Source organism: Bacillus sp. DB-2, from assembly GCF_003315125.1.
GTDB lineage: Bacteria > Bacillota > Bacilli > Bacillales > Bacillaceae_G > Bacillus_A > Bacillus_A mycoides.
Genome location: NZ_QNRN01000028.1, coordinates 1 through 25128, shown reverse-complemented (window position 1 = coordinate 25128; position 25128 = coordinate 1). Strand labels below are relative to the sequence as shown.

Genomic DNA, 25128 nt, shown 5'->3' with positions numbered 1-25128 from the left:
TCGGCTTGCATGGCAGTGTCCACTTCTTTTACAGTAGCCATCTTGTTATTATTCAAGTAACTTTGTTTAATTGTGTATAATCCAACATTTCGCAATGCTTTAGAACTATGTGACATGCGTTGCAGTAAGCGAAATTCTTTAGCTGTGAGACAAGCTCGTCCGATATTCTGTTTCTGCGTGAATCGTTGCATGGTTTCTCTTTTCTTTTGTTTACGTAATACTTTCACTGCTTTCTTTCTAGCCATTGTTTTCACCACCTTTCTTAGAGAGTCCATTAAAATTATTTCTTTTCTAAGATAGTGTTTTATCTTAGGAAAGAAATAATTTTGTAACTGTTAATTACTTTTGACAAATCAATATTTGGAACGCAACGGAACAAAATGTGAACATGTTCTTCATCGTAATTACATTTAGCTCAAGTAACCGAATGATGATTATTATCCAATTTCGTTATCTTACGATATATTCCCTCCTTATCTACGACAGATTATATCGCAAGACAAAAAGAAATAAATATTCGCCCTCAAAAAATTATTATGAACCAAACAAAAGTGTTTGGTCTATTGAATGATAGCAATTCATCTCCACCTGAATTGTTGGGTTTCACCCGTAACACAAATTAGATGGAGTCTTCTTGCCGAAAGGGATAAAAATGTGATAAATATCACATCTCCCTCTTTTTTAATTTTCTATAATAGAAATATAATCCTTTGTTCAACATTTCACATAAAAAGGGGAAACGAAAATGAAAAAACGTTTAGTTATGATCGGAAATGGTATGGCTGGCATACGCTGTATGGAAGAAATATTAAAACATGATAGTGATTCATATGAGATTACTATTTTTGGAGATGAACCACATCCAAACTACAATCGCATTATGCTCTCTCATGTTCTACAAGGCAAAACAAATATGCAAGATATCATTATGAACGAACATAGTTGGTACAAAGAAAACGAAATAACTTTATATACAAACGAGAGAGTTCAAAGTATTAACCGCGAGGAAAAGGTCATTGTCACAGAAAAAAATCGTACTCTTACATACGACAAACTCATTATCGCAACAGGTTCTAGTGCTTTTATTTTACCAGTTGAAGGTTCCACCCTTCCTGGTGTAACAGGATTTCGAACAATTGAAGATACACAATTTATGATGGATACCGCTAAAGAAAAGAAAAAGGCCGTTGTCATTGGTGGTGGATTACTCGGTTTAGAAGCCGCAAGAGGTCTTATTGACTTAGGAATGGACGTACATGTTGTTCATTTAATGCCTAGCTTAATGGAGCAACAACTAGATACGAAAGCAGCTTCCCTATTGCGTGAAGATTTAGAAGCGCAAGGCATGAAGTTTCTAATGGAAAAGAAAACTGTAAAGATACTTGGTACAAATCATGTTGAGGGTATTCAGTTTGAAGATGGTGAAATTGTAAATTGTGATTTAATCGTGATGGCTGTTGGAATACGCCCGAATACCCATTTAGCAAAAGATGCTAGTTTACTTGTAAATCGCGGCATTGTAGTCAACGACTATATGCAAACAAATGATGAATCCATTTATGCTGTTGGAGAATGTGCGGAACATGGCGGTATCGCATATGGACTTGTTGCCCCTCTTTATGAACAAGGCGTAATATTAGCAAAACATATAACGAATTTACAAACTAATGGATATGCGGGCAGCATCGTCGGTACGCAATTAAAAGTTGCAGGTTGTGATTTATTCTCTGCTGGTCAAATTTATGAAGATGATCAAACGAAAGCAATTTCAATCTTTGATGAATGTAAACGTTCCTATAAAAAAGTATTAATTCGTGACAATAAAGTCGTCGGTATCGTTTTATATGGTGATGCAACTGATGGTACACGCCTCTTTAGCATGTTAAAGAAAGAAGAAGATATACAAGAATATACAGCCGCTTCCCTTCTTCACAAAGCTGGTGAGGAAAGTGAACTTAACGTTGCTACAATGAGTGCCGATGACACTGTGTGCGGTTGTAACGGTGTTACAAAAGGTGCAATTGTTCATGCCATTTTAGAACAAGACTTAACAACTTTTGATGAAGTAAAAGGATGTACGAAAGCCGCAGGATCTTGTGGTAAATGTCGTCCTCTTGTTGAACAAATTTTATCTCATACACTTGGAGATGCTTTTGATGCCTCAGCACAATCTGCCGGTATGTGTGGATGTACAACTTTATCACGTGATGAAGTCGTAGCGGCCATTCACGAGAAAGGTTTAAAATCGCCAAAAGAAGTACGAAATGTTCTTGGTTTTGCCCATGAAGACGGCTGTTCAAAATGTCGTCCTGCTTTAAATTACTATTTACGTATGGCGATTCCGGAAGAATATGCAGATGATAAATCATCCCGTTACGTTAATGAAAGAATGAATGGTAACATCCAGCATGATGGTACATTTTCTGTTATTCCACGTATGTACGGAGGCGTTACAACCGCAGATGATTTAATGAAAATTGCTGGAGTCGCAAAAAAATATGACATTCCTCTCGTAAAAATTACAGGTGCGAGCCGAATCGGCTTATATGGTGTTAAGAAACAAGATTTACCTAACGTATGGGCTGACTTAAATATGACTTCTGGATATGCGTACTCAAAATCACTTCGTAATGTAAAATCATGTGTTGGTTCTCGCTTCTGCCGATTCGGTACGAAAGATTCATTAGGACTTGGTATGCTACTTGAACAATCATTAGAAATGGTAGATACACCTCATAAAATGAAGATGGGTGTAACGGGTTGTCCACGTAACTGTGCGGAAGTACTGACGAAAGATTTTGGCGTTGTTTGTGTCGAAAATGGATATCAACTATATATCGGCGGAAATGGTGGTACGGAAGTACGTGAAGCTGATTTTGTAATGATCGTCCCTACTGAAGACGATGTTCTTCGCATCGCTACAGCTTACATGCAGTATTATCGTGAAACTGGTATTTACGGAGAGCGTACTGCCTACTGGACAGAACGTTTAGGCTTCGATCACATAAAAGAAATACTACAAGATGCAAGTATGGTTACTACGCTAAATGAACGTTTCCAAACAGCTCGTAGCACATATACGGAAGCTTGGGGACAAGCACTAGAAACGAAGTCTTTAAAAGCGATGTATGAAGTAGAAACTGTGAAATAAGGAGCTGTGATCTATATGATACAAACGAAAGAAAAAATAAAAGTTATGCGTGCGGAAGACCTTCCTATTCAAATTGGTAAAGAGGTACAAATGAAAGGTATGTCTATCGCCCTATTCCGCCTTTCAAATGGTGATATTCGAGCTGTAGAAAATCGGTGCCCTCATAAAAATGGACCGTTAGCGGAAGGAATTGTATCTGGGGAATTCGTCTTTTGCCCACTACATGATTGGAAAATTTCATTACTAACAGGTGAAGTCCAAAAACCTGATGACGGCTGTATCCAAACGTACGAAGTAGAGGTTATTGATGGTGACATTTATATAAACATGTAATTTACGAAAGGAAGCCTCCTCTGGCTTCCTTTTAAATAAAAAATGATGAGGTGCGATTATGAACGGATATGTATATTTAGTTGGTGCAGGACCAGGTGATGAAGGGCTTATTACAAAGAAAGCGATAAATTGCTTAAAACGTGCAGATATTGTCTTATATGACCGCTTATTGAACCCTAACTTTCTTAGCTATACAAAGCCAACTTGTGAACTTATTTATTGCGGTAAAATGCCAAAGAATCATACTATGCGTCAAGAAATGATTAACGCCCACCTCCTTCAATTTGCGAAAGAAGGAAAAATCGTTGTCCGCTTAAAGGGCGGAGATCCATCTATTTTTGGCCGTGTTGGTGAAGAAGCAGAAACTTTAGCAGCAGCGGACATTCCATACGAGATTGTGCCAGGTATTACAGCTAGCATCGCCGCTAGTAGTTATGCAGGTATCCCCCTCACCCACCGTGACTATAGTAATAGTGTAACTTTACTAACTGGACATTCGAAAGGTCCTTTAACCGATCATGGAAAATATAACTCATCCCACAATAGCGACACAATTGCCTACTACATGGGTATAAAAAACTTACCTACAATTTGTGAAAACTTACTACAAGCAGGAAAACAAGAAAATACACCCGTAGCAGTCATTGAGTGGGGTACAACTGGAAAGCAACGCGTTGTCACAGGAACACTTTCAACCATTGTTCCTATCGTCAAAAACGAAAATATTTCTAACCCTTCCATGACAATTGTTGGTGATGTCGTTTCCTTACGGGATCAAATCGCTTGGAAAGAACGTAAACCATTGCATGGTAAAAAAGTTTTATTTGCATCCGCAACAAATAAAACCAGTTTCATGAAGCAAAAGTTACAAGAATGCGGTGCAGAAACATATCAAATTCCAACTTTCAAAAGGGAAGAATACACATTAACATCTGAACAAATCAATGAAATTTTTAACGTTGATCGCCTTGTATTTTGTTCAGATGAAAGTGTAGAAATCTTGATGCGATCATGTAGTAAACACCAGAAAGATATTCGTTCCTTACAGGCGAAACTGCAGTATATGAACGTTGCCACTCAAGAAAAACTTATGCAATATGGGCTACTAAGTAAACAAGCAGAGTTCTCTTCCGATACAACTGCTTATTTAGGCAGAAATATTAATCGAATTGCTTTTATTCAAGAAAAAATTGGTGCTGGCTCCTATATGATGACTCATGAGTATACAATTGATCATCGTTTCGATGAAGTCCATTCTCGTATGCTTTCTGAATTCTCATGGGATAGCATTGTGTTTGAAGGGCATGCCTCAATTGATACATTTTTATCAGAAATAAAACGACTTGGCTTTATCGATATTCTTACTCTTCCATTCTCGTATACCGACGTTCCAACTTTACACTATGCAAATAAAGTCGGGTTTCATAACGTAGATCATCAATTACAAGATATTATTATGAAGAAAGACATGGTGGTACGATGAAAGGAATTGTATATGTTGGACACGGTAGCCGACTACAAGAAGGTAACGAACAATTCATTCACTTTATTCAATCTGTTATGAAAGAACGTAACGAAAGAATTCAAAAAATAGCTTTTCTTGAACTAACAACTCCTACCATTCAGGATGCGGTTACAGAAGCAATAATACAGGGGGCAACTGAAATAATGATTGTACCTGTTTTATTATTTGCGGCAGCTCACTATAAACGTGATATTCCTTTTGAAATAGAGCAACTACAAAAGAAATATCCACATATAACATTTTCAGTTGCACCACCTTTTAGTACGCATCCACATATGGTGGAACTTGTAGTGAAAAGAATACGTGAAACTATGCCAATGCAAGGTAGTAGCGTTTTACTCGTAGGACGAGGTAGTAGTGATCCACAGCCGATACATGAGTTACAACACATCGGAGCAGTTGTCGAACAAAAACTCGGTATGCCAGTATGTTGTTCCTTTTTAACGAAAGGAACTCCCTCTTTTACCGCTGAGCTCAAGACTATAACATCGACTGCGTCCCATGTATATGTCATGCCGTATCTTCTCTTTACTGGATTGTTGCTTCAAAAAATTAAGTTGCATACAAAAAAATATGATCACGTTACGACTTGCAACTGTCTTCAGTTTGATACATATATGAAGTTAACATTATTAGAACGAATGGATGAATGTGTGTATGTATAACATGTGCCCTCTTATGTTTAATTTAGATAAAAAAGTAGTTGTTATAGTTGGTGGTGGTAAAATCGCATATCGGAAAGCGTCTGGATTAAAAGATACAGGCGCTTTTGTCACCGTTATCAGCCCAGAGATTTGCGAGGAAATGAAGGAACTTCCTTATATTACTTGGAAGCAAAAAACTTTTACTAATGATGATATTAAAGATGCTCACCTTATTTATGCAGCTACAAATCAACATGATGTCAATATGATGGTCAAACAAGCCGCACATGAGTTACAATGGGTTAACGTTGTAAGTGATGGCACAGCATCATCCTTTCACACACCTGGTGTCATCCGAAATGATGAATATATTGTAACGATTTCAACTTCCGGTAAGGATCCATCGTTTACGAAGCGGATGAAGCAAGAATTAACTTCTGTCCTTCCTAAACTTATAAAAAGGCTTTCTCGTACACATAAATCGTAATCTAGCTCTTATCTAACTATGAATTTACTTCGGACAAACGTTTTTTAGAGACGTTTGTTCTTTTTATTATTAAACAAATAATTGACACTCCTATCTCTATGACTAACGTCAATGGAAGTCCTTTTCAAGTACCCTAGACATGTAAGAGGCGGAGTGCCTTTATCTAATCGTTCCTTTAAAGTTCTCGATTGTGGAATTAGATTTAAGTTCATACATTTATCCCTTAATTTCTTTATCTGTAGGCAAAACAATTGCAGCTATTATATAAATTAACACTGTTAATCCGCTAGTAAAAAAGGCTGATAATGCAGTTACTATTCGAAGGATACTAACATCAATTCCATACTTATCGCTTAAGCCACCTAATACACCTGATACTTGTTTATCTTGAGTAGACTTATATAATTTTTTCATCTAAACACCCCGATCCAATTAAATATTTGTATGCTAAAAATTAGTTTAATCTTTGGAAGAGATTTAAAATTCTTTTTACTAACCTACCCTTTAATTGAATAACATCTGACATCTATATATTAACATAAAATCCCATAAACCTTCTATTTTTCATTTTCAAACCATATTTTTTTAGAAAACAAGCTTTTGTTAAGATAGCAATAAAACATGTTGAAGCCTATTACTAAAAGAACCATCCCATAATATTTTGGGACGGTTCTTTTTCCTTATTAATGATTCTTTAACATCACTAACAGCTTCTCTTGGCTATACATCCATACTGTAATGATTAAACAAGCAAGAGCGACTTCTGATAACGCCATAAATCCAATTGCATAATGACCTGTTAGTTGGAATAGTAACGTTAAAATTAATGGTGGGAAGAACCCTCCTAATCCACCTAAAGCTGACACAACCCCATTTACAATCCCTGCTTGCTCAGAGAAGTACATTGGAACAAGTTTAAAGATTGTTCCATTTCCAATACCTGCACAGAATGCAACTAGTAAGCAACCAAACGTATACACGTTCATACTGGGCATAAATGATAAAACAATACCAGATAGTGTTAAGCCGATAAATACGAAGATTAATATTTTAAATGGATTAAACTTATCCCCGAGCCAGCCACCAATTGGGCGCATCATTGTTGCTAATACGATGAATCCAGCTGTCCGCATGCCTGCATCTACTTTCTCTAATCCGAAGTGAGATACTAAAAAGTTTGGTAAATATACTGTAAATGCAACAAATGATCCAAATGTTAAAAAGTAAAAGATACATAGAAACCAAAGTTTTTCATTTTTATATACACCTTTTATTTGTTCCATTAATGGTGTATTCACCTTTTTTTCCTTACGATCGCCTAATAAAAAGTTCATAAGTGCAAATGCTGCAAGTAAAACTAAATAACACTGTACGGTTGTTCTCCAGCCAACTGATGTCGCAATTACAGGTGCTAAAAATGAAGTAATTGCTGTTCCAGCGTTACCCACACCGTAAATACCATTTACAAAACCGTGACTCTCTTTCGGGAAGTATTTCGGTAGAGAAGTTACTCCTACAGAGAATACAGCACCACCAATCCCTACAAATAATCCACCAATAATTAAATCCATCATAGAATTGGCAACACTAATGTAAAAGACAGGGAATAATAAAAGTATAAAACTAATAAAGAACAATTTCCTTGCTCCGTAACGATTTGTCCAATAACCAATTGGAATGCGAAGAATAGAACCTAAAATAACCGGTACTGCTGTGACCATAGAAATTTGTCCCGCAGTTAATGGAATATCCGCTTTAATATATGGCATTAATGATGATAAGATAACCCATACCATAAAACCGATAACTAGATTAGAAGTTTGTAAACTTAATTGAAAATTAGGACTTTTCATCCTGTTCCCTCCTATGTATGCATAGTTATATTCATTCTCTCCAGCCTAATCACGTCCTAACATGATTAGGCTGAAAAGAATCAACCACCACTTACTGGCGGAATCATTGCTACTACATCGCCAGTTTGAATAATGTCATCCTCATTTGCATACTCTTCATTTACGGCGACCATTATCTCGTTTGAAATCGCTACGCTGTATTTCTTAATGAGAACTTCCTTTAGTTCAGCAACCGTAATATTTTCACAATCTATGTACAAGGCCGGCTTACTTGCTTCTTCTTGCAAATGTGCAAATAATAGTACTTCAATCATGTTCTCATCTCCCTTTCAGGCTCACCATTTGCATATGCTATTTTCTCTAACTGATCACCTATCCATGACTCACCATCTTCCCAAAACTCTTTCTTCCAAATCGGAACAATTTGTTTTATACGCTCCATAATATATTCGTTCGCCTCATAGGCTGCTTTCCGGTGTGGTGTTGAAACGGCGACAACAACAGCAAAATCAGAAATTTCCAATGTACCAATGCGATGTGTAATTGCTACATATGTCCCAGGCCACTTCTCTTCTACTTCATTACCAATTTTCTCAAGCTGTTTTTCCGCCATTGTTTTATATGCTACATACTCTAAATATAGCGTACGACGTCCTTTCGTAAATTCTCTGACGGTACCAATGAAAGTAGTAACCGCACCACACTCACACCGAATTACTTTGTTTGTAACTTCTTCAATTGAAATAGGTGTATCAATTACTTCATAATACGTATGTGTCATTTTGCACCTCTTACCTTTGTATAAGTTAGCAATCTATTTTTCTATTACTTGTATGATCGAAGTGGTTCTTTCCACGGCCACTCACTTCCTATGTTCGATTCCAATAATAATACCGAAACAATTATTCCTGCTTCAAATCCTCTCGTTCCTCCCGGCAGAACGATAAATGCATTCGCCTCTGCAAGTGAAGAAATTGCACTAGATTTATCTAAACCAACTGGTGTAGCTTGCAATTGGCCATCTACAATCTTCACTCTCCCTCTTACAAAACGAGTAAATGGGTTTGCTTTTGGAAAGTCTTTCTGTAAAATTGCTTCTGCTCGATATACGTGCGGATCTTTTTTATGCAAATATGTTCCAATGACTGGCCGAACATATAATTCACATCCGACATAACAAGCTGAAGGATTACCAGATAGACCAAATAATAGTTTTCCTTCTAGCTCAGCTACAGTTGTCACACTTCCTGGTCGCATCGCTATTTTGTTGAAAAGTACATTAGCTCGTAATCTCTCATAAATAGCAGGTAAATAGTCATAGTCTCCTACCGAAACGCCACCAGTTGTAATTAAAATATCGACTTCTTTCATCGCTTTTTTTACAGTGTTATAACACGTCTCTAAATCATCAACGAACTGTCCATAATACCGCACAATTCCGCCCGCTCGTTCAACTTGAGCAGCAATCATATAGGAGTTACTATTTCGAATCTTCCCCGGTTTAAGCTGTTCATGTACTTCTAAAAGTTCACTTCCTGTCGCTACAATTCCAATAACCGGCTGTTTTACAACATGTACGGAATTATAACCAAACGTAGCAAGAAGCGCTGCTACTCCAGGTTTAATAGAAGTCCCTTTTTTCACAAGTATGGCATTTTGTTTTACATCTTCTCCTTTAAAAGAAATGTTATCACCAGCAGCGAAAGAGCGTTTTAATTTCATATAAGTCTTTTCTTTTTCTTCAAATCCTTCCGTTAGCTCTAACATAACAACCGCATTACATCCTGCTGGAATTGCAGCTCCTGTCATAATACGTACAGCTTGAAATGCTTTCACCTCTTCTCTAAAAACAGAACCTGCCCCGATCTCACCAATCACTTCAAACTGAATCGGGTTACTGCTATTTGCTTCTTTTGTATCTTCCGCTCGAATCGCAAATCCGTCGTACGGAGAGCGATCGAAATGCGGGACATCATGATCTGCAATAACATCTTCTCCAAGCATTCTACCGTAGCTGTCTATAAGAGAAACCTTTTCTATTTCACCTTGATGAGCATACTCCATTATGCGTGCAACTGCTTCTGCTACTGGAATTGGTTTACGTTTTTCTAGCATTCTTTTTTCGCCTCGTTTTGATAAGGATAAACTCTCTTTCTGTTCATCCTATATATTTTGCGTATAATCGTTTTGCCATTTTCATATCATTAGTCCCATGAATAAACGCTCTGCCGTCTGTAAATAAAACAACACGATATTCATCTACTAGAAACGATAGTAAATATGGAGTTTCTTTGACACTCCTGCTTTTTTGTAAGCGCTTTTGAATTTCTTCTAAATTAAGAACTCGCTTTATCCCTGGACGGATTTGAACCGTATTCCTTCCGCATAGCACTTCTATTTTTATTTGTGCTTCAAATGTTAAACTTGGATACGTTCGTGATTTCCCACAAGATGGACATGTACTTTTTTTCTGCCTGTTTACTTTTAATGAGATACATTGATTGTTCCAAATATCAAATGATAACATTGTTCCTCGCAACGCCTTATAATCGTCCACCAATATTTTCATCGCTTCTGTTACTTGGTGAGCAACTACCATTTGTACAGCTGGCTGAATAATTCCTGCTGTATCGCATGTTGCACCACCCATAGGATGATCCATTAGGCAGCGAAAACATGGTGTTTCCCCCGGAAGAATTGTATACGTTACACCGTAACTCCCAATACATCCACCATATATCCAAGGTATATTTTCTTTTTGTGACATGTCATTTATAAGTAGGCGCGTATCGAAATTATCAGTCGCATCTAAAATGAGATCCACTTCTTTTACTAACTCTTCCATTTCTTGCATTGTAACATCCGTTACAACTGGTACAATTTCGACTTCAGAATTAATCTTTCTTAAATGTTCTGCCGCTGCAATTGCTTTTGGTTTACACTGCTGCGCATCTTCTTCTGTATATAACTGTTGCCGCTGTAAATTACTCCATTCGACGTAGTCACGGTCAGCAATTGTCAATTTCCCAATCCCCATCCTAACGAGCGCTTCCGCATTTGCAGCTCCTAGTGCACCCGCACCGATTAGGAGCACATGCTTTTCTCTTATTTTTCTTTGTCCCATTTCACCAATTCCAGAAAACAATACTTGCCTAGAATAACGCTCTTGCATAGGGAATCCTCCTTTCGCTATCCACCAATGTAAGACATTTCAACTTTTGGACGTTTATTTGCACTTTCAGCTGTTCTTTCATCTGAATACCGATCTTTTCTAAATTCCCATATATGTTGTAGAATTTTTAATAGTGATGCATCAGAAATATTTTCTCGAAGAAGCGTTCGCAAATCCGTTCCTTTCGTTCCAAATAGGCATGTAAAAAACTTTCCGTCTGCCGAAATACGAGCTCTCGTACAAGAGGAACAAAAAGATTCAGAAACAGAAGTAATAAATCCAACTTCTGCATCGCTCCCTACATATCGATACAATTTCGCAACTTCTCCAAAGTAACGAGATTTAACAGGCTCAATCGGATATACACGATTAATTTTCTCTATTAATTGTTCCTTCGTAATAACTTGTTCAAAGTTCCATCCGTTCGTACTGCCCACATCCATAAATTCCATAAAACGAAGCTGAATTTCTTGTTCTTTAAAATAACGAGCCATAAGAAGAATTTGACTATCATTCATCCCTTTTTTTACGACCATATTTACTTTTACTTCTAATCCAGCTGCTTTTGCTGCTTCAATTCCTTTCAATACAGGTTTTGTACTTACATTTCGTCCATTAATTTTTCGGAAGACATGATCTTCTATCGCATCTAAACTAATGTTTACACGTTTTAATCCCGCTTCTTTTAATGCCCTTGCCTGTTTTGCTAAATGAATACCGTTTGTTGTGAGTCCAATATCCTTTAAGCCTTCTAGCTTTGCAAGCCTTGCAATTAACTTCGGTAAATCTTTACGCAATAAAGGTTCACCGCCAGTAAGTCTAATTTTATTGACTCCAATACTTATAAATAATCTAGCTAATCTTTCTATTTCATCGAATGTTAATAAAAACTCTTCCTGTAAAAAAGCATAATCAGGTCCGAACACTTCAGCTGGCATACAGTATGTGCACCTAAAATTACAACGATCAATAACTGAAATACGTAAATCTTGAAGTGGCCGCTTTAACGAATCCCTCATCTTCTCGTGCATCTATATCCCTTCTTTTCTACTGCAATCATTAGTAAGCTTTCAAATTTTTTATTTGCCTTCATTATAAAAAAGAAGCTACATATTCAATGTGACTTTTCTCACATTACTTTCCCCATTCAAAAATTCTTCACAAATCTGTTCGCATTTTGTTCACATCTTCAGTCCCTACTCCTTACGGTCATTGAAATTTTACAACAATTTTGAAATAGCTCTTGCATTTTCAGCATACTTACACTCAAAATAGGAAATGTATTGCTTATCCCGCATTAACAGGCAGTAAGACCCCCACCTCAAAATTCGGCTGGGACAAAGAAGTTAGATGTGGGATCAACTGCCCTTAAAAGCCCGATTGGTTCAACTAATAATCAGTGGGGAATGAACAAAATCCCCCACTGATTAAAGTTTCACTTTATGAGAAGAAAGGTGATCGCTGTGGCAAACAGTATGACATTATCTCAAGATTTAAAGGAATTACTTGCATCTGTTGAATATAAAATGCAGATAAAAAAAGGAAGTTTTATTTTCCAAGAAGGTATGGAAGCAACAGATCTCTATATCATCCACTCAGGAAAAGTACAAATTAGTAAACTAAGTGCTGACGGGCAAGAATTAACACTCCGTATTTGTTCGCAATATGACATTATTGGAGAACTAACATTGTTCACGGACAATGCAAAGTATTTATTAAATTCAAAATGCCTTGAAGATGTTGAAGTAGGCGTTATAAAGCGTGAAGCCTTAGAAAAAGCATTACTCCAAAAACCCGCTCTTGTATTTGAATTTATGAAATGGATTAGTGAACATTTAAGAAGAATGCAAACGAAGTTCCGTGATTTAGTATTACACGGCAAAAAAGGTGCCCTATATTCTACTCTCATTCGAATGACAAATAGTTATGGTGTGTTAAAAGAAAATGGGATTCTCATCGATTTACCATTAACGAATCAAGAACTTGCAAACTTTTGTGCAACTTCGCGTGAAAGTGTAAATCGAATGTTAAATGATTTGAAAAAAAAAGATACGATTTCTATTCATAAAGGAAAGATTACAATCCATGATTTACAATTTTTAAAATATGAAATTGCTTGTGAAGATTGTTCTGCCTCTGTTTGTAGCATAGAGTAGCATCGTATTTAGATGCTACTCTTTTTTTCATATTAAGCTACTTATTAATTTTCACGTACACGGTCATCCCTCTATATAAACAAAGACGAGACCTTCCATATTAGGCCTCGCTTCATTTTAGCCGCTAGTTCTTATCCGTTTACAGGGGCATTATTTTTTCAATTCATTAGGAATACGTCTTCTGTAAATCACATAACTACGGCTTAAGTATTTAATTGGGGCACTAAATACATGGACAAGTCTAGTAAATGGCCATACTGCGAATAGACCCATACCTGCAATTATATGAATTTTAAACCATACTGGTACTTCCATCATATATTCAACTTTCGGTTGGAAAATAAAGAGACTTCGGAACCACGGACCGATTGTTGTACGATAATCAAACCCCTTTGAGTCGATATTTAAAAAGGTTGAAGAAAGTCCCGCTAGCATTACGATTAATAATAAAATAAGCGCAATATAATCTCCCTTTGTACTCGTTGCAATGATGCGTTTTACTGTTACACGGCGGTACGTTAATATAATTAAACCGATGATAGAAGCAACACCTGCCGGAAGCCCGAAACTAATTGCTACTACATGATACATATGCTCAGAAATACCTATTGAACGGTATACAGACTCTGGAATTAAAATCCCCATAACATGACCACCAATGACGAACATGATCCCAAAGTGGAATAATAGACTTCCGATTCGGAGCATTTTCTTTTCTAATAGTTCACTAGATTTTGACGTCCATCCAAATTGATCATAGTTGTATCTGAAAATATGTCCACCGATAAAGATTGCAAAAATGATATAGGGAAACAATACCCATAGAAATTGATCCATCATTTTGACAACTCTCCTTTCTAATTTGCCTGTACACCCCATGTATTGATAGCGAGTAGAACAGCGGCGAGAATTGGTTCATACATACAGTTTGCTTCTTTTAATTGCCCGTGCAACGCTTGTATATTTTCCGTGTATTTACTCATAATTGGTTCGCTATCTTTTTCATTCGCGTTTGCAAGAAACTCAAGTAGAAGCGGTAAATAATCAGGCAGTTCTTTATCTGTTACTTCAAAACCAGATTTTTGATAATGCTGTTTTAACTCTAATAATTCAATTCCACGCTCTCTTTGTTCACCTGTTTTCATGTAGGTAAGATACATATTTGTCTTCTTTCCAAAGTCGAATGTATAGACGTAAGAATCAATAAGTTGATTGTCTGTTTTATTTAGCGCTTCTTTTATAAATGTTGTAAGTGATGCTCTGATTTCTTCCTGTTCAATTTCTTGAATCTCTTCCTGTAATTCTAGTAAAGCTTCCCTCCAACCTAGTTCAGGATAGGAGAGAAGAAAAGAAGAACAAGAAAAAGCTGTTTGTAAACTTTGTTTCATAGTTTTCTACCCCCTTTTTTTAAGAAATTGTCGTACAAGAGCCTGGCCCACCTGCGAAAGATAAACCACAACTTCCTTGCTCGCTATATAAATCTGCAACTTGTTCGCGGTGAGACGTCGGGATAACAAAGCGATCTTTATATTTCGCAATAGCAAGAAGACGATACATATCTTCTACATCCTGTTTCGTTAAACCAATTTCTTTTAATACTGCTTCATTTGGTTCTTTATTAATTTGCAAAGCTCTCATATGCGTTCGCATAACAGCCATTTTTTTCAATGTTAGACGAATATAGGATTCATCTCCTGCAGTGAGTAAATTCGCTAAATATTGAATTGGAATACGCATATTATCAATAGCAGGGAAAACCTCTTCTGCTTGCCAGTTACTACCTTTCCCCTCCACCATGTTCATAATTGGGCTAAGCGGCGGGATATACCAAACCATTGGCATTGTACGATACTCTGGATGAAGAGGTAGAGCGATTTTCCAATCGATAATCATTTTATAGATTGGTGACTCTTGTGCCGCTTTAATCCATTCTTCAGGAATCCCTTGTTTTTTCGCTTCAGCTGCTACTTCTGGATCATTTGGATCTAGGAAAACAGTAAGCTGAGATTCATATAAATCTTTTTCATTTTCAACAGAAGCTGCTTCTTTCACTTTGTCAGCGTCATATAGCATTACCCCAATATATCGAATACGTCCTACACAAGTTTCCGAACAAATTGTTGGCATACCAGCTTCAATACGTGGGAAACACATTGTACATTTTTCAGCTTTATTTGTTTGCCAGTTAAAATACACTTTTTTATATGGACAAGAAGATACGCAGAACCTCCAAGCACGACATGCATTTTGATCCACAAGAACAATCCCATCTTCTTCACGTTTATACATCGCACCCGATGGACAAGAAGATACGCAAGATGGATTCATACAATGTTCGCAAATACGTGGTAAATACATCATAAAGACATTTTCAAAATCCGTTTTAATTCCTTCTTCCATTTTCTTGACGTTCGGATCTTGTAACCCTGTTATATGTCCGCCTGCTAAATCATCTTCCCAGTTTGGACCCCATTCAATTTTGTCGATAAATTCACCCGTAATTGCTGATTTCGGACGAGCAACTGGTTGATGCTTACGCTGCGGGCTATTTGTTAATGTTTCATAATCATAATTCCAAGGTTCAAAGTAATCATCGATTGTTGGTTGATCTGGGTTGTGGAAAATATTCATAAGGCGTTTCATTTTCGAACCGGATTTCAGCTGAATTTCACCATTTTTCAATTCCCAGCCGCCTTTATATTTCTCTTGATCTTCCCATTGTTTCGGATATCCAATGCCTGGTTTCGTTTCTACGTTATTGAAGTACATATATTCAGCACCTGGACGATTTGTCCAGGTGTTTTTGCATGTTACGCTACAAGTATGGCAGCCGATGCATTTATCTAGGTTCATTACCATTCCGACTTGTGCTTTAATCTTCAAGCCAATCTACCTCCTTCAGTTTACGGATTACGACATTTAAGTCACGCTGGTTCCCCGTCGGACCATAGTAGTTAAATCCATAGCTTAATTGGCCATATCCACCAATCATATGTGTTGGTTTAACATGAATACGGGTTGGACTATTATGCGTTCCCCCGCGGGTGCTTGTTAATTTCGTACCAGGCACGTTAATGTGACGATCTTGCGCATGGTGCATAAATGCCATTCCTCTCGGTATACGGTGCGTTACAACAGCACGCGCTACGACAACTCCGTTACGGTTAAAGCATTCAATCCAATCGTTATCAGCAACACCAGCTTCATTCGCGTCATCTTTGTTCATCCAAACAGTTGGACCACCTCTAAACAACGTTAACATCGGTAATGAATCGAAGTACATACTATGAATCGACCACTTATTATGCGGTGTTAAATAGTTTAGTGTAATCTCTTTCCCTTCTACTTCAGGTCGTGATTTACGGAACGGTTTATGTTGCAGTATTGGTTTAAATGTTGCCATCGTTTCGCCAAATTCTTTCATCATGTCGTGATCTAAGTAGAAAGATTGTCGACCAGTTATCGTTCTCCAAGGGATGAGACGTTCAACATTTGTTGTAAATGGTGAGTAACGGCGTCCACCTTTTTCAGAACCAGTAAAGGCCGGAGAAGTAATTACTGTTTTAGGCTGCGCTGTAATTTGTTCAAATGTGAAGCATTCTTCTTCACGTTCTTCTGCTAAGTCACGTAGTTTTAAATCGGTTTGTTTTTCAAGCGCTTCCCATGCTTTTACCGCCATATGACCGTTTGTTGTAGAAGAAAGTGTTAATACCGCCTCAGCAGCATTAATTGCTTCTTTTATGTCTGGGCACCCCTTCGCAATAGAATCCGTTCGAACAACTCCTAATCGACTCTTTAATTGCTCATATTCTTTTTCTGCCGACCAAGAAATCCCTTTCGTACCAATCGGTTGTTTTCCGGTATTTGGTCCAAGCGCTGTCATCTTGTCATAAATCGTTTTATAATCCCTTTCGACAACATGAATTTGCGGCATTGTTTTACCTGGGATCGGTTCACACTCACCTTTGCTCCAGTCTTTAATCTTGCCAAGTGGTTGCGCTAATTCTTGCGGTGTATCGTGAAGAAGTGGTGTTGCAACGACCTCTTTCATTGGTTCAAGATCGATTTTCTTCGCTAAATCTGACACAGCTTTAGAAAGAGCGGTGAAAATATCCCAGTCAGAGCGTGCTTCCCACGGTGAACCGATTGCTGGATTAAATGGATGCACAAATGGATGCATATCCGTACTGCTTAAATCATGCTTTTCATACCAAGTTGAAGCAGGTAAGACGATATCAGAATAAAGCGCCGTTCCAGCCATACGGAAATCTAAATTAATGAGTAAATCTAACTTCCCTTCAGGTGCATCTTCATGCCACTTAATTTCTTCTGGTCGTAATGAGTCACTATCGTCATTCATTAATCCGTTTGTTGTACCTAATAAATGTTTTAAGAAATATTCGTGTCCTTTACCGGAACTTGAAATTAAGTTTGCACGCCATACGAATAAGTTACGCGGGAAGTTGTTTTTATTATCTGGATCTTCAATTGCAAATTTCAGTTCTTTTTCTTTTAGTTTTTGTGCAACGTATTTTCCGATTTCTTCTTGTGTTGTTGCACCAGCAGCAACAGCTTCTTTATATAATTCAATTCCATTCTTCTCGAATGTTGGATAAGAAGGTAACCAGCCAAGTCGTGCTGCTAATACATTGTAATCACCGTGATGTTGATAACGAGAGTTGCCCTCAACTGGTGATGCTAAATGTCCAACAGGTGTATCTTCATAGCGCCATTGATCTGTTACGAAATAGAAGAAAGATGTACCGTTTTGTAATTTCGGTGGCCCCTGCCAATCTTTCGCCATCGCGATTGTTTGCCATCCTTCTGCTGGTCGTAATTTTTCTTGACCAACATAATGTGCCCAACCGCCGCCGTTTACACCTTGTGCCCCAACGAGAAGAACAAGATTTAAAACTGCGCGATAAATCGTATCAGAGTTAAACCAATGGTTAATACCAGCTCCCATAATAATCATCGAGCGGCCATTCGTATCAACTGCATTTTGCGCGAACTCACGAGCAATTTGAATAATAAGCTCTCGTTTTACTCCAGTCATTTTCTCTTGCCATGCAGGTGTAAACGGTACATCATCATTGAAATCTTTCGGTTCTTGCCCACCAAGACCTCGGTTCACACCGTAATTTGCTAACGTTAAGTCATATACAGTTGTAACGAACACTTCGCCTTCTTCTGTCATAACTTTTTTCACTGGAATTGTACGTTCTAATATTGTATTTCCATCATCAGAGAAGTACGGAATTTGCACTGTTTCAACACTATCTTCCATTCCAAGTAAAGAAAGACGTGGATCAATTGTTTCACCTGTCTGTTCATCTTCTAAACGCAAGTTCCATTTCTTCTCATTATCCCAACGTGATCCCATTGTGCCGTGAGGTGTTGCAAAATCTTTCGTGTTATCGTTCCAAAGAACAGGCTTCCATTCTCCTAACTTTGTTTCACGTCCAATATCAGTAGCATTTAAGAAACGATCAGCGACGAATTGATCTCCTTTTTGTTTCAATGTGACAAAGAAAGGAAAATCAGTATATTGCTTCGCATACTTTGTGAAGTATTCCACTTGATTATCTACGTAAAATTCTTGTAAGATCACATGCCCCATTGCCATCGCAAGTGCACCATCTGTACCTTGTTTCACACTAATCCAATCATCTGCAAACTTTGTAGACTCGGCAAAGTCAGGACTTACAGAAACGACTTTCGTTCCTTTATATCGAACCTCTGCTAAAAAGTGAGCATCTGGCGTTCTCGTCATCGGTACGTTTGAACCCCATGTCATAATGTAACCAGAGTTATACCAGTCACTACTTTCTGGTACATCAGTTTGATCACCCCAAATTTGCGGAGAAGCTGGTGGTAAATCAGCATACCAATCATAAAAGCTAAGCATCGGTCCACCCATAAGTTGCATGAAACGGCTACCTGCAGCGTGACTTAACATCGACATAGCTGGAATTGGCGAAAAACCAACATTGCGGTCTGGACCGTATTTAATTACTGTATAAAGTAAAGAAGCTGAAACAAGTTGTAATACTTCATCCCAATTCGCACGAATGAATCCCCCTTTACCACGCGCCTGCTTATACTTACGTGCCTTTTCAGGGTTTTCCACAATGCTTTTCCAAGCATCTAATGGTGACTCGTTATTTTGTAGTTCTTCTTGCCACATTTCCCAAAGCACACCACGTACATATGGATATTTCACACGAAGCGGACTATAAATGTACCAAGAAAAGCTCGCTCCACGCGGACATCCTCTTGGTTCAAAATCAGGCATATCAGGACCTGTAGTCGGATAGTTAAGCTCCTGCCCTTCCCATGTTACAATTCCATCTTTCACATAAATGTTCCAACTACAAGAACCAGTACAGTTCACGCCATGTGTAGAACGAATTACTTTATCATGCTGCCAACGCTTTCTGTACACATTTTCCCATTCACGATCTTCATATGTTTCTTGTGTATGATTATCGTTATAACGATCTATTGGTGAAAAATATTTTAAACGTCTCATTAGTGCTGAAGGTTTCTTCTTCATACTGTTCACTCCTTTAGTACGTCTCTCTTACATACCCTTACTATAAAAGAGGTTGTAAAATACAGATGTGACATTTCGCACAGTTCAAGAGATTGTCATAAATTCATTTGGAAATCGGTTTAAGGGGAAACATTTATAAGTAAAGATTACTTTGTTTTGTTGTGAAGATTTCGGTCAGCGGTGGGCTTATTAGGAGAATAGTATTTGGAGGATTCACCTTTTTTTGCATAAGAAAAAACGCAGGAGAAATTCCTACGTTTTTATATAAATATATTAAAAAGAGTTTCGATACTACTTCAATAATGCTATAAGGAATTTACTTTTCTGCAACGATACTATTATCAAGACATATTTTATATAAAGTGAAACTTTAATGAGCCCGCAAATAGAGGGATAAAACTACAAATCATTATTTACTGTATTGCCCTTAATTACGGAAACAATTATACTAGATGTTATCCGCGTGTATAATCTGAATATTCATAAAATTACGAGTAGGATTCCCTTTTGGGACATAGAAATTATAAAGTATATCACCATGATTTTTTAACATTTAAGTTTTTCCTATTTATATAAGTTCTCAATATGAACTTATATAAACCATTCCTACTTACCTCTTAGATTACTATTATACTGCATTAAAATGAAGGAACTCCTTTTCTTTAACATAAAAATGAATTAGAAAAGATAATAAAATTAGGAGGATTACGATGCCCCAGCTTGATTCATTACATCCCATAGTAGAAAAAATAATCACCAATATTGAAAAATTAATGGTCGGAAAACGACAAGAAACGCTCTTAGCTTTGACAGCTCTCTTAGCTGAAGGTCATGTACTATTAGAAGATGTTCCCGGTGTCGGGAAAACAATGCTAGTACGTGCCCTTTCTAAATCAATTGATGCTGATTACAAGCGTATTCAATTCACACCTGATTTACTGCCGTCAGATGTAACAGGTGTTTCTATTTATAATCCAAAAGAACTCCAATTTGAGTTCAAGCCTGGACCGATTATGGGGAATTTTGTACTTGCTGATGAAATTAATCGTACATCTCCAAAGACACAATCTGCCTTACTTGAAAGTATGGAAGAAGGCACTATCACAATAGATGGCATTACAAGATCGTTACCAAAACCTTTCTTTGTAATGGCTACACAAAATCCGGTCGAATATGAGGGAACATATCCTTTACCAGAAGCTCAGCTCGATCGTTTCTTGTTGAAGCTAAGAATGGGATATCCTACACCAGAAGAAGAATTTGAAATTTTAAACCGGATGGAAAAAACAAATCCACTCTCTCATTTACAAGCTATTACTACAATAAAAGAATTACTTTATTTACAACAAAGCGTACGGGAAGTAAGCATGGACAAAGCAATCAAGCATTACATTGTAAAACTTGTTACTCAGACGCGTTCTTATAGTTCTATACAGCTAGGTGCAAGTCCACGCGGCTCAATCGCTTTAATGAAAGCTTCACAAGCTTATGCATTCATCCATGGCAGAAATTATGTTATTCCAGACGATGTTAAATTTTTAGCTCCTTACGTTTTAGCTCACAGACTCATTCTAAAAATGGAAGCAAGATTTGAAGGAATAACAGGAGAACAAGTTATCGCCAAAATCGTTGCACGAACTACCGTGCCGACTCAAAGGACGAAAAACCTTTGATAAAACGACTACTACGGGCGCTATATCACGTTACGAAGTTATTGCTAATACCTTTATGCCTAGTCTTAACATTTGTGTACGCTATGCTTCAAGGAGGATTTGTAAGTTGGTTTTTGTTTTACAGTACGATTCCTATTGGTCTTTATTCACTACTATTTCCCTTCTACGCTTTACGAGACGCTGAAGTAAAACGAATAACAAACCAAAATGAATATGCAGCAGGAGAACAACTTTTAAGCACTATTACAATAAAAAGAAAATTTCCTTTTCCCTTACTTTATTTAGTTATAGAAGATGAACTACCATCACAATTTACAAGTTGTATACAAACGAAGGTGAATAAGGTAATACTCTTTCCAGGATTCAAACGGAATATTTCGTTTCAATATGTTATTGACACAATCCCTAGAGGAGAGCACACTTTTTCAAGCGTACGTGTCAAAACTGGTGATCTATTCGGTATGATGGAGAAAGAAGTAACTTTTTCAGTTCCAGATACATTTTTAGTCTATCCCCAGTATGTAGATATAACGTATCGACAATTGGAAAATCATTTCGAACAAGGAGCGCTTTCAGCAAATATAAATTTAGTAAAGGACTCTACAATCTCTGTCGGTGTCAGAGAATATAAGCCTGGTGATCGCTTTTCATGGATTGATTGGAAAGCAACTGCACGAACAAACAACATTATGACGAAAGAATTTGAACAACAGCGCAGCCATAATATTATGATATTTATGGACAGAACTGAGTCCCCTCTATTCGAATCAGTCGTAACGTTTACTGCCTCTATTGTGAGGGCTGTCTTGAAGCAAAATTCACCAGCATCATTCGTGTCTGTCGGAAAAGAACAAACTATTTTCCCTTTAAACAATGGAGATACTCAGTTGCAACAAATCTTTTTTCATTTAGCAAAAGTACAAGCAGACAGTGTATTCCCGCTCTCCCGGAGTGTAGAAATGGAATTAAGAAAAATTTATGAGCCCGTAACGATTATACTCGTGACAAGCGATCTTTCTCCCGATATTCAAAAGGCGGCTAACTTTGCTGCTATAAAAAACAGAAAATTAATGGTGTTTGTCGTGAAAGAAAAAGCAAACCAGCTCTCACATCGAGAACTCAGTATTCTAGAAACTCTACAAAAACGACAAATATTTGTAAATGTGGTTTATGGAAACCAGTATACAAACGTGTTTTTTGAGGTGAGCAAATGATAACATTACAGGCAAAAAAACAATTGGATATGACTAGATTTTTCATGCATGCATGCGCATTTCTACTTTTACTAGAATGGCTAAGGCCCCTTATAGGTATTACAAACGTAGGTAGATTAGATATTTTTGTAATATTTATAGGAATTTGCTTCACTCTCTCTTTTTTTCAAACAAGGTGGCAGATTCCAATAAAGATCGTCACGATTTTATTCATCATTCATTTCCTGTATTATAAAAATGCTTTTATAAATCCATCTTGGCTAACGAAATTTTTTTCTGATATTTCTCGAAATTCCTCCCTGTTATTTCAAGGGAATTTGCTAGATATTTCTCCAGTTTTTCCAACATTATTATTTTTTCTATCATTTTGGTTTTTGAGTTCTTTCAGCTCTTTTTGGGTTATTCATAAAAAACGTGGGTTGTTATTTCTTGTATTGACTATTATTTATATCACAACTTTTCATAACTTACATTTATACAATGCAAACTACGCTATTATTCGTACTGTTGTCATCGGCTTTTTTATGCTTAGTCTTCTTCAAATAGAACGAATAAAAGAGATTGAACACTTACAAAATTATGCTAGAGTAATCTCAAAATTACTTAGACCTCTTACAATATTTATTGTATTGTCAGCAACCATCGCATACTTTGCTCCAAAATTTGGCCCTCAATGGCCAAACCCAATGGATTTTTTAAAATTCAACACATCTGAAGCAAGTAAAGAACAAGAAGTTTCTAAAATTGGATATGGTCTAGATGACTCGCAATTAGGCGGTCCTTTTAAGCAGGATAATACAATTATTTTTACAGCACAAACGCAAAACAAACAATATTGGAGAGTAGAAACAAAAGATTTTTATACAGGAAAAGGCTGGGAGGTTTCTGAAAACCCGAAAAAGGTTTCTTTTAAAAATAAAAACGACGTCGTGAGTTGGTACGAACAAAATACAAAAACGGAGACAACCGAAGCAACAATCACCATGCAAAAAAGTTATCCTCACCTTACCTATCCAGCAGGATTAGTATCAGTTGAGGCTTCTTCTGATGTATCATACAGTGTTGACCCATTTTCAGAAAAAATCTATACGATGCACGGAGACTCTTCTACTACTTTAAACTCGTATAAAGTAACATATGAGATTCCGGAGTTTTCCATAGAAAATTTGAAATCTGTAAAAACGAATGAAGGTCATGAAACAAGTCCTTATTTCATGACAAAGTACACACAACTTCCCGAATCATTACCGCAGCGAGTAAAAGACTTGGCTGTTAATCTTACAAATGATAAAGGCAACCGATATGATAAAGTATTAGCTATTGAAAATTACTTCACAGACAACTCTTTTGTATACGAAACAATGAATGTCTTATTTCCTGCCAAAAACCAAGATTATGTAGATCAATTCCTTTTCGATACAAAAAGCGGATACTGTAATAATTTTTCGACTTCTATGATCGTCTTACTTCGTTCTGCCGGGATTCCCGCTCGATGGGTAAAAGGCTATACAGAAGGAACTCTTGAGAATACACTTGCTAGTACAGAAGGTGAGAATGTTTATAAAATCGAAAACAATAACGCACACTCTTGGGTCGAAGTATATTTCCCAGGATACGGATGGATTCCATTCGAACCAACAAAAGGATTTACCAATCCCTATAATTTCACAAATAATACTCCTGCTTCTACTTCACAAAATAACGAAGTAAATAATTCTAATAACGAGCCAATACACCAACGGAACAATGAAGCAAAGCTCAAAAATTTAATAGAAAATACAGAAGAAGCCTCTACTAAAAAGATCACAAATCCTAAAAATGGGTTTTCTTGGTGGTACGTATTCCTCTCTACGATGCCGATTAGTATCATCGGATACATTCTCTTCACCACTAGAATGAAATGGATTACATTTTTTATTATTCTTTTCTATAAATACCGAAAAGATGATGCTGTTTATCAAAAAGCTTACGGTGCACTTTTAAAACAATTTGCGAGAATCGGCATACCACGGGGTGAAAGTCAAACATTCCGAGAATACGCTCTCCACATCGATACACTTTACAATTCGGCCGATATGCAACAACTTACTTTCAGTTATGAGAACGCTATGTATCAAAAGGAACAGGCCGCAGCCGAATGGAAGACATCCGTACACTTATGGGAAGTGCTTATGAAAAAAGCAGCTTCTCTGCCTAAATCAAACGACTACGATAGAGTGATTTAATCTTGATAATGTGAGTTTAAAGAAAACACCTCAAAGAGCTACTTTGAAGTGAACCCCGAAAACGGGACACCTATCAAAACACCTAAACCATCTGTTCCCTAAATTCTTTAGGGGATAGGTGGTTTAATTTTTCTTGAAT

General features: G+C 37.1%; 20 protein-coding genes and 2 pseudogenes. 9 read left to right on the top strand and 13 right to left on the bottom strand.

What is annotated here, in order from left to right; all coding sequences use genetic code 11:
* A pseudogene (locus tag DET63_RS29340) lies at window positions 1-245 on the bottom strand (RNA-guided endonuclease TnpB family protein); the annotation flags it as partial.
* Between the two features lie 71 nt (window positions 246-316).
* Window positions 317-406 (bottom strand): annotated as a pseudogene (locus tag DET63_RS30880) (transposase); the annotation flags it as partial.
* A gap of 339 nt (window positions 407-745) precedes the next feature.
* On the opposite strand from DET63_RS30880, the gene nirB reads away from it, so the two are divergent.
* The 5 genes from nirB to DET63_RS29305 are packed head-to-tail and all read left to right on the top strand — an operon-like array spanning window position 746 to window position 6140.
* The gene (gene nirB / locus DET63_RS29325) at window positions 746-3151 is read left to right on the top strand and encodes an NADPH-nitrite reductase large subunit (protein WP_113938598.1); all 2406 of its coding nucleotides are present in this window, start codon (window positions 746-748) and stop codon (window positions 3149-3151) included.
* A 15-nt stretch (window positions 3152-3166) separates the two neighbouring features.
* A complete protein-coding gene (gene nirD, locus DET63_RS29320) occupies window positions 3167-3484 on the top strand; it encodes a nitrite reductase small subunit NirD (RefSeq protein WP_061689857.1) in 318 nt (105 codons plus the stop codon).
* 58 nt (window positions 3485-3542) lie between these two features.
* A complete protein-coding gene (locus DET63_RS29315; RefSeq protein ID WP_113938597.1) occupies window positions 3543-4967 on the top strand; it encodes a uroporphyrin-III C-methyltransferase in 1425 nt (474 codons plus the stop codon).
* Window positions 4964-5674 carry a sirohydrochlorin chelatase gene (locus DET63_RS29310; protein ID WP_113938596.1) on the top strand — a complete coding sequence of 237 codons (711 nt, stop codon included), beginning with the start codon at window positions 4964-4966 and terminating at the stop codon, window positions 5672-5674. Before DET63_RS29315 ends, DET63_RS29310 begins: the two co-directional genes overlap by 4 nt.
* Window positions 5667-6140: a precorrin-2 dehydrogenase gene (locus DET63_RS29305; RefSeq protein ID WP_113938595.1), complete on the top strand. Its 474-nt coding sequence runs from the start codon at window positions 5667-5669 to the stop codon at window positions 6138-6140. The genes DET63_RS29310 and DET63_RS29305 overlap by 8 nt, the downstream gene beginning before the upstream one ends.
* 216 nt (window positions 6141-6356) lie before the next feature.
* Here DET63_RS29305 and DET63_RS29300 read toward each other — a convergent pair whose 3' ends face one another.
* From DET63_RS29300 to moaA, 7 genes are all read right to left on the bottom strand, one after another.
* The gene (locus DET63_RS29300) at window positions 6357-6554 is read right to left on the bottom strand and encodes a PspC domain-containing protein (RefSeq protein ID WP_016094164.1); all 198 of its coding nucleotides are present in this window, start codon (window positions 6552-6554) and stop codon (window positions 6357-6359) included.
* 269 nt (window positions 6555-6823) lie between these two features.
* A complete protein-coding gene (gene narK / locus DET63_RS29295) occupies window positions 6824-7993 on the bottom strand; it encodes a nitrate transporter NarK (RefSeq protein ID WP_002031603.1) in 1170 nt (389 codons plus the stop codon).
* Window positions 7994-8073: 80 nt separating this feature from the next.
* Window positions 8074-8307 (bottom strand): molybdopterin converting factor subunit 1, encoded by a 234-nt coding sequence (gene moaD, locus DET63_RS29290; RefSeq protein WP_002127098.1) that lies wholly within the window; start codon window positions 8305-8307, stop codon window positions 8074-8076.
* Window positions 8304-8774 (bottom strand): molybdenum cofactor biosynthesis protein MoaE, encoded by a 471-nt coding sequence (locus DET63_RS29285; protein WP_002127097.1) that lies wholly within the window; start codon window positions 8772-8774, stop codon window positions 8304-8306. Before DET63_RS29285 ends, moaD begins: the two co-directional genes overlap by 4 nt.
* A gap of 44 nt (window positions 8775-8818) precedes the next feature.
* Window positions 8819-10108: a molybdopterin molybdotransferase MoeA gene (locus tag DET63_RS29280; RefSeq protein WP_113938594.1), complete on the bottom strand. Its 1290-nt coding sequence runs from the start codon at window positions 10106-10108 to the stop codon at window positions 8819-8821.
* 43 nt (window positions 10109-10151) lie between these two features.
* Window positions 10152-11165, bottom strand: coding sequence for a molybdopterin-synthase adenylyltransferase MoeB (locus tag DET63_RS29275; RefSeq protein WP_113938593.1), 1014 nt, complete (start codon window positions 11163-11165; stop codon window positions 10152-10154).
* A 17-nt stretch (window positions 11166-11182) separates the two neighbouring features.
* On the bottom strand, window positions 11183-12196 hold the full coding sequence (gene moaA, locus DET63_RS29270) for a GTP 3',8-cyclase MoaA (protein WP_113938592.1): 1014 nt from the start codon (window positions 12194-12196) through the stop codon (window positions 11183-11185).
* 432 nt (window positions 12197-12628) lie between these two features.
* Between moaA and DET63_RS29265 the strand changes: the two genes are divergently transcribed.
* Window positions 12629-13321, top strand: a complete 693-nt coding sequence (locus DET63_RS29265) for a Crp/Fnr family transcriptional regulator (RefSeq protein WP_113938591.1) — start codon at window positions 12629-12631, stop codon at window positions 13319-13321.
* Window positions 13322-13471: 150 nt separating this feature from the next.
* On the opposite strand, the gene narI is transcribed toward DET63_RS29265, so the two are convergent.
* The 4 genes from narI to DET63_RS29245 are packed head-to-tail and all read right to left on the bottom strand — an operon-like array spanning window position 13472 to window position 19877.
* A complete protein-coding gene (narI, locus tag DET63_RS29260) occupies window positions 13472-14161 on the bottom strand; it encodes a respiratory nitrate reductase subunit gamma (RefSeq protein ID WP_113938590.1) in 690 nt (229 codons plus the stop codon).
* Between the two features lie 17 nt (window positions 14162-14178).
* Complete coding sequence (narJ, locus tag DET63_RS29255) at window positions 14179-14709, bottom strand: nitrate reductase molybdenum cofactor assembly chaperone (RefSeq protein WP_113938589.1); 531 nt, start codon at window positions 14707-14709, stop codon at window positions 14179-14181.
* 19 nt (window positions 14710-14728) lie between these two features.
* Window positions 14729-16204, bottom strand: coding sequence for a nitrate reductase subunit beta (narH, locus tag DET63_RS29250; RefSeq protein ID WP_113938588.1), 1476 nt, complete (start codon window positions 16202-16204; stop codon window positions 14729-14731).
* Window positions 16194-19877, bottom strand: a complete 3684-nt coding sequence (locus DET63_RS29245; RefSeq protein ID WP_113938587.1) for a nitrate reductase subunit alpha — start codon at window positions 19875-19877, stop codon at window positions 16194-16196. The genes narH and DET63_RS29245 overlap by 11 nt, the downstream gene beginning before the upstream one ends.
* 710 nt (window positions 19878-20587) lie before the next feature.
* Between DET63_RS29245 and DET63_RS29240 the strand changes: the two genes are divergently transcribed.
* The 3 genes from DET63_RS29240 to DET63_RS29230 are packed head-to-tail and all read left to right on the top strand — an operon-like array spanning window position 20588 to window position 24989.
* Window positions 20588-21550 carry an AAA family ATPase gene (locus DET63_RS29240; RefSeq protein ID WP_113938586.1) on the top strand — a complete coding sequence of 321 codons (963 nt, stop codon included), beginning with the start codon at window positions 20588-20590 and terminating at the stop codon, window positions 21548-21550.
* Window positions 21550-22764, top strand: coding sequence for a DUF58 domain-containing protein (locus tag DET63_RS29235; protein ID WP_113938599.1), 1215 nt, complete (start codon window positions 21550-21552; stop codon window positions 22762-22764). Before DET63_RS29240 ends, DET63_RS29235 begins: the two co-directional genes overlap by 1 nt.
* Window positions 22761-24989, top strand: coding sequence for a transglutaminase TgpA family protein (locus DET63_RS29230; RefSeq protein ID WP_113938585.1), 2229 nt, complete (start codon window positions 22761-22763; stop codon window positions 24987-24989). The genes DET63_RS29235 and DET63_RS29230 overlap by 4 nt, the downstream gene beginning before the upstream one ends.
* The last annotated feature ends 139 nt before the right edge of the window (window positions 24990-25128 follow it).

Coding starts and splice junctions, on each gene's coding strand:
- nirB (WP_113938598.1), top strand. CDS start 746: ATGAAAAAACGTTTAGTTATGATCGGAAATGGTATGGCTGGCATACGC.
- nirD (WP_061689857.1), top strand. CDS start 3,167: ATGATACAAACGAAAGAAAAAATAAAAGTTATGCGTGCGGAAGACCTT.
- DET63_RS29315 (WP_113938597.1), top strand. CDS start 3,543: ATGAACGGATATGTATATTTAGTTGGTGCAGGACCAGGTGATGAAGGG.
- DET63_RS29310 (WP_113938596.1), top strand. CDS start 4,964: ATGAAAGGAATTGTATATGTTGGACACGGTAGCCGACTACAAGAAGGT.
- DET63_RS29305 (WP_113938595.1), top strand. CDS start 5,667: ATGTATAACATGTGCCCTCTTATGTTTAATTTAGATAAAAAAGTAGTT.
- DET63_RS29300 (WP_016094164.1), bottom strand. CDS start 6,554: ATGAAAAAATTATATAAGTCTACTCAAGATAAACAAGTATCAGGTGTA.
- narK (WP_002031603.1), bottom strand. CDS start 7,993: ATGAAAAGTCCTAATTTTCAATTAAGTTTACAAACTTCTAATCTAGTT.
- moaD (WP_002127098.1), bottom strand. CDS start 8,307: ATGATTGAAGTACTATTATTTGCACATTTGCAAGAAGAAGCAAGTAAG.
- DET63_RS29285 (WP_002127097.1), bottom strand. CDS start 8,774: ATGACACATACGTATTATGAAGTAATTGATACACCTATTTCAATTGAA.
- DET63_RS29280 (WP_113938594.1), bottom strand. CDS start 10,108: ATGCTAGAAAAACGTAAACCAATTCCAGTAGCAGAAGCAGTTGCACGC.
- DET63_RS29275 (WP_113938593.1), bottom strand. CDS start 11,165: ATGCAAGAGCGTTATTCTAGGCAAGTATTGTTTTCTGGAATTGGTGAA.
- moaA (WP_113938592.1), bottom strand. CDS start 12,196: ATGCACGAGAAGATGAGGGATTCGTTAAAGCGGCCACTTCAAGATTTA.
- narI (WP_113938590.1), bottom strand. CDS start 14,161: ATGATGGATCAATTTCTATGGGTATTGTTTCCCTATATCATTTTTGCA.
- narJ (WP_113938589.1), bottom strand. CDS start 14,709: ATGAAACAAAGTTTACAAACAGCTTTTTCTTGTTCTTCTTTTCTTCTC.
- DET63_RS29245 (WP_113938587.1), bottom strand. CDS start 19,877: ATGAAGAAGAAACCTTCAGCACTAATGAGACGTTTAAAATATTTTTCA.
- DET63_RS29240 (WP_113938586.1), top strand. CDS start 20,588: ATGCCCCAGCTTGATTCATTACATCCCATAGTAGAAAAAATAATCACC.
- DET63_RS29230 (WP_113938585.1), top strand. CDS start 22,761: ATGATAACATTACAGGCAAAAAAACAATTGGATATGACTAGATTTTTC.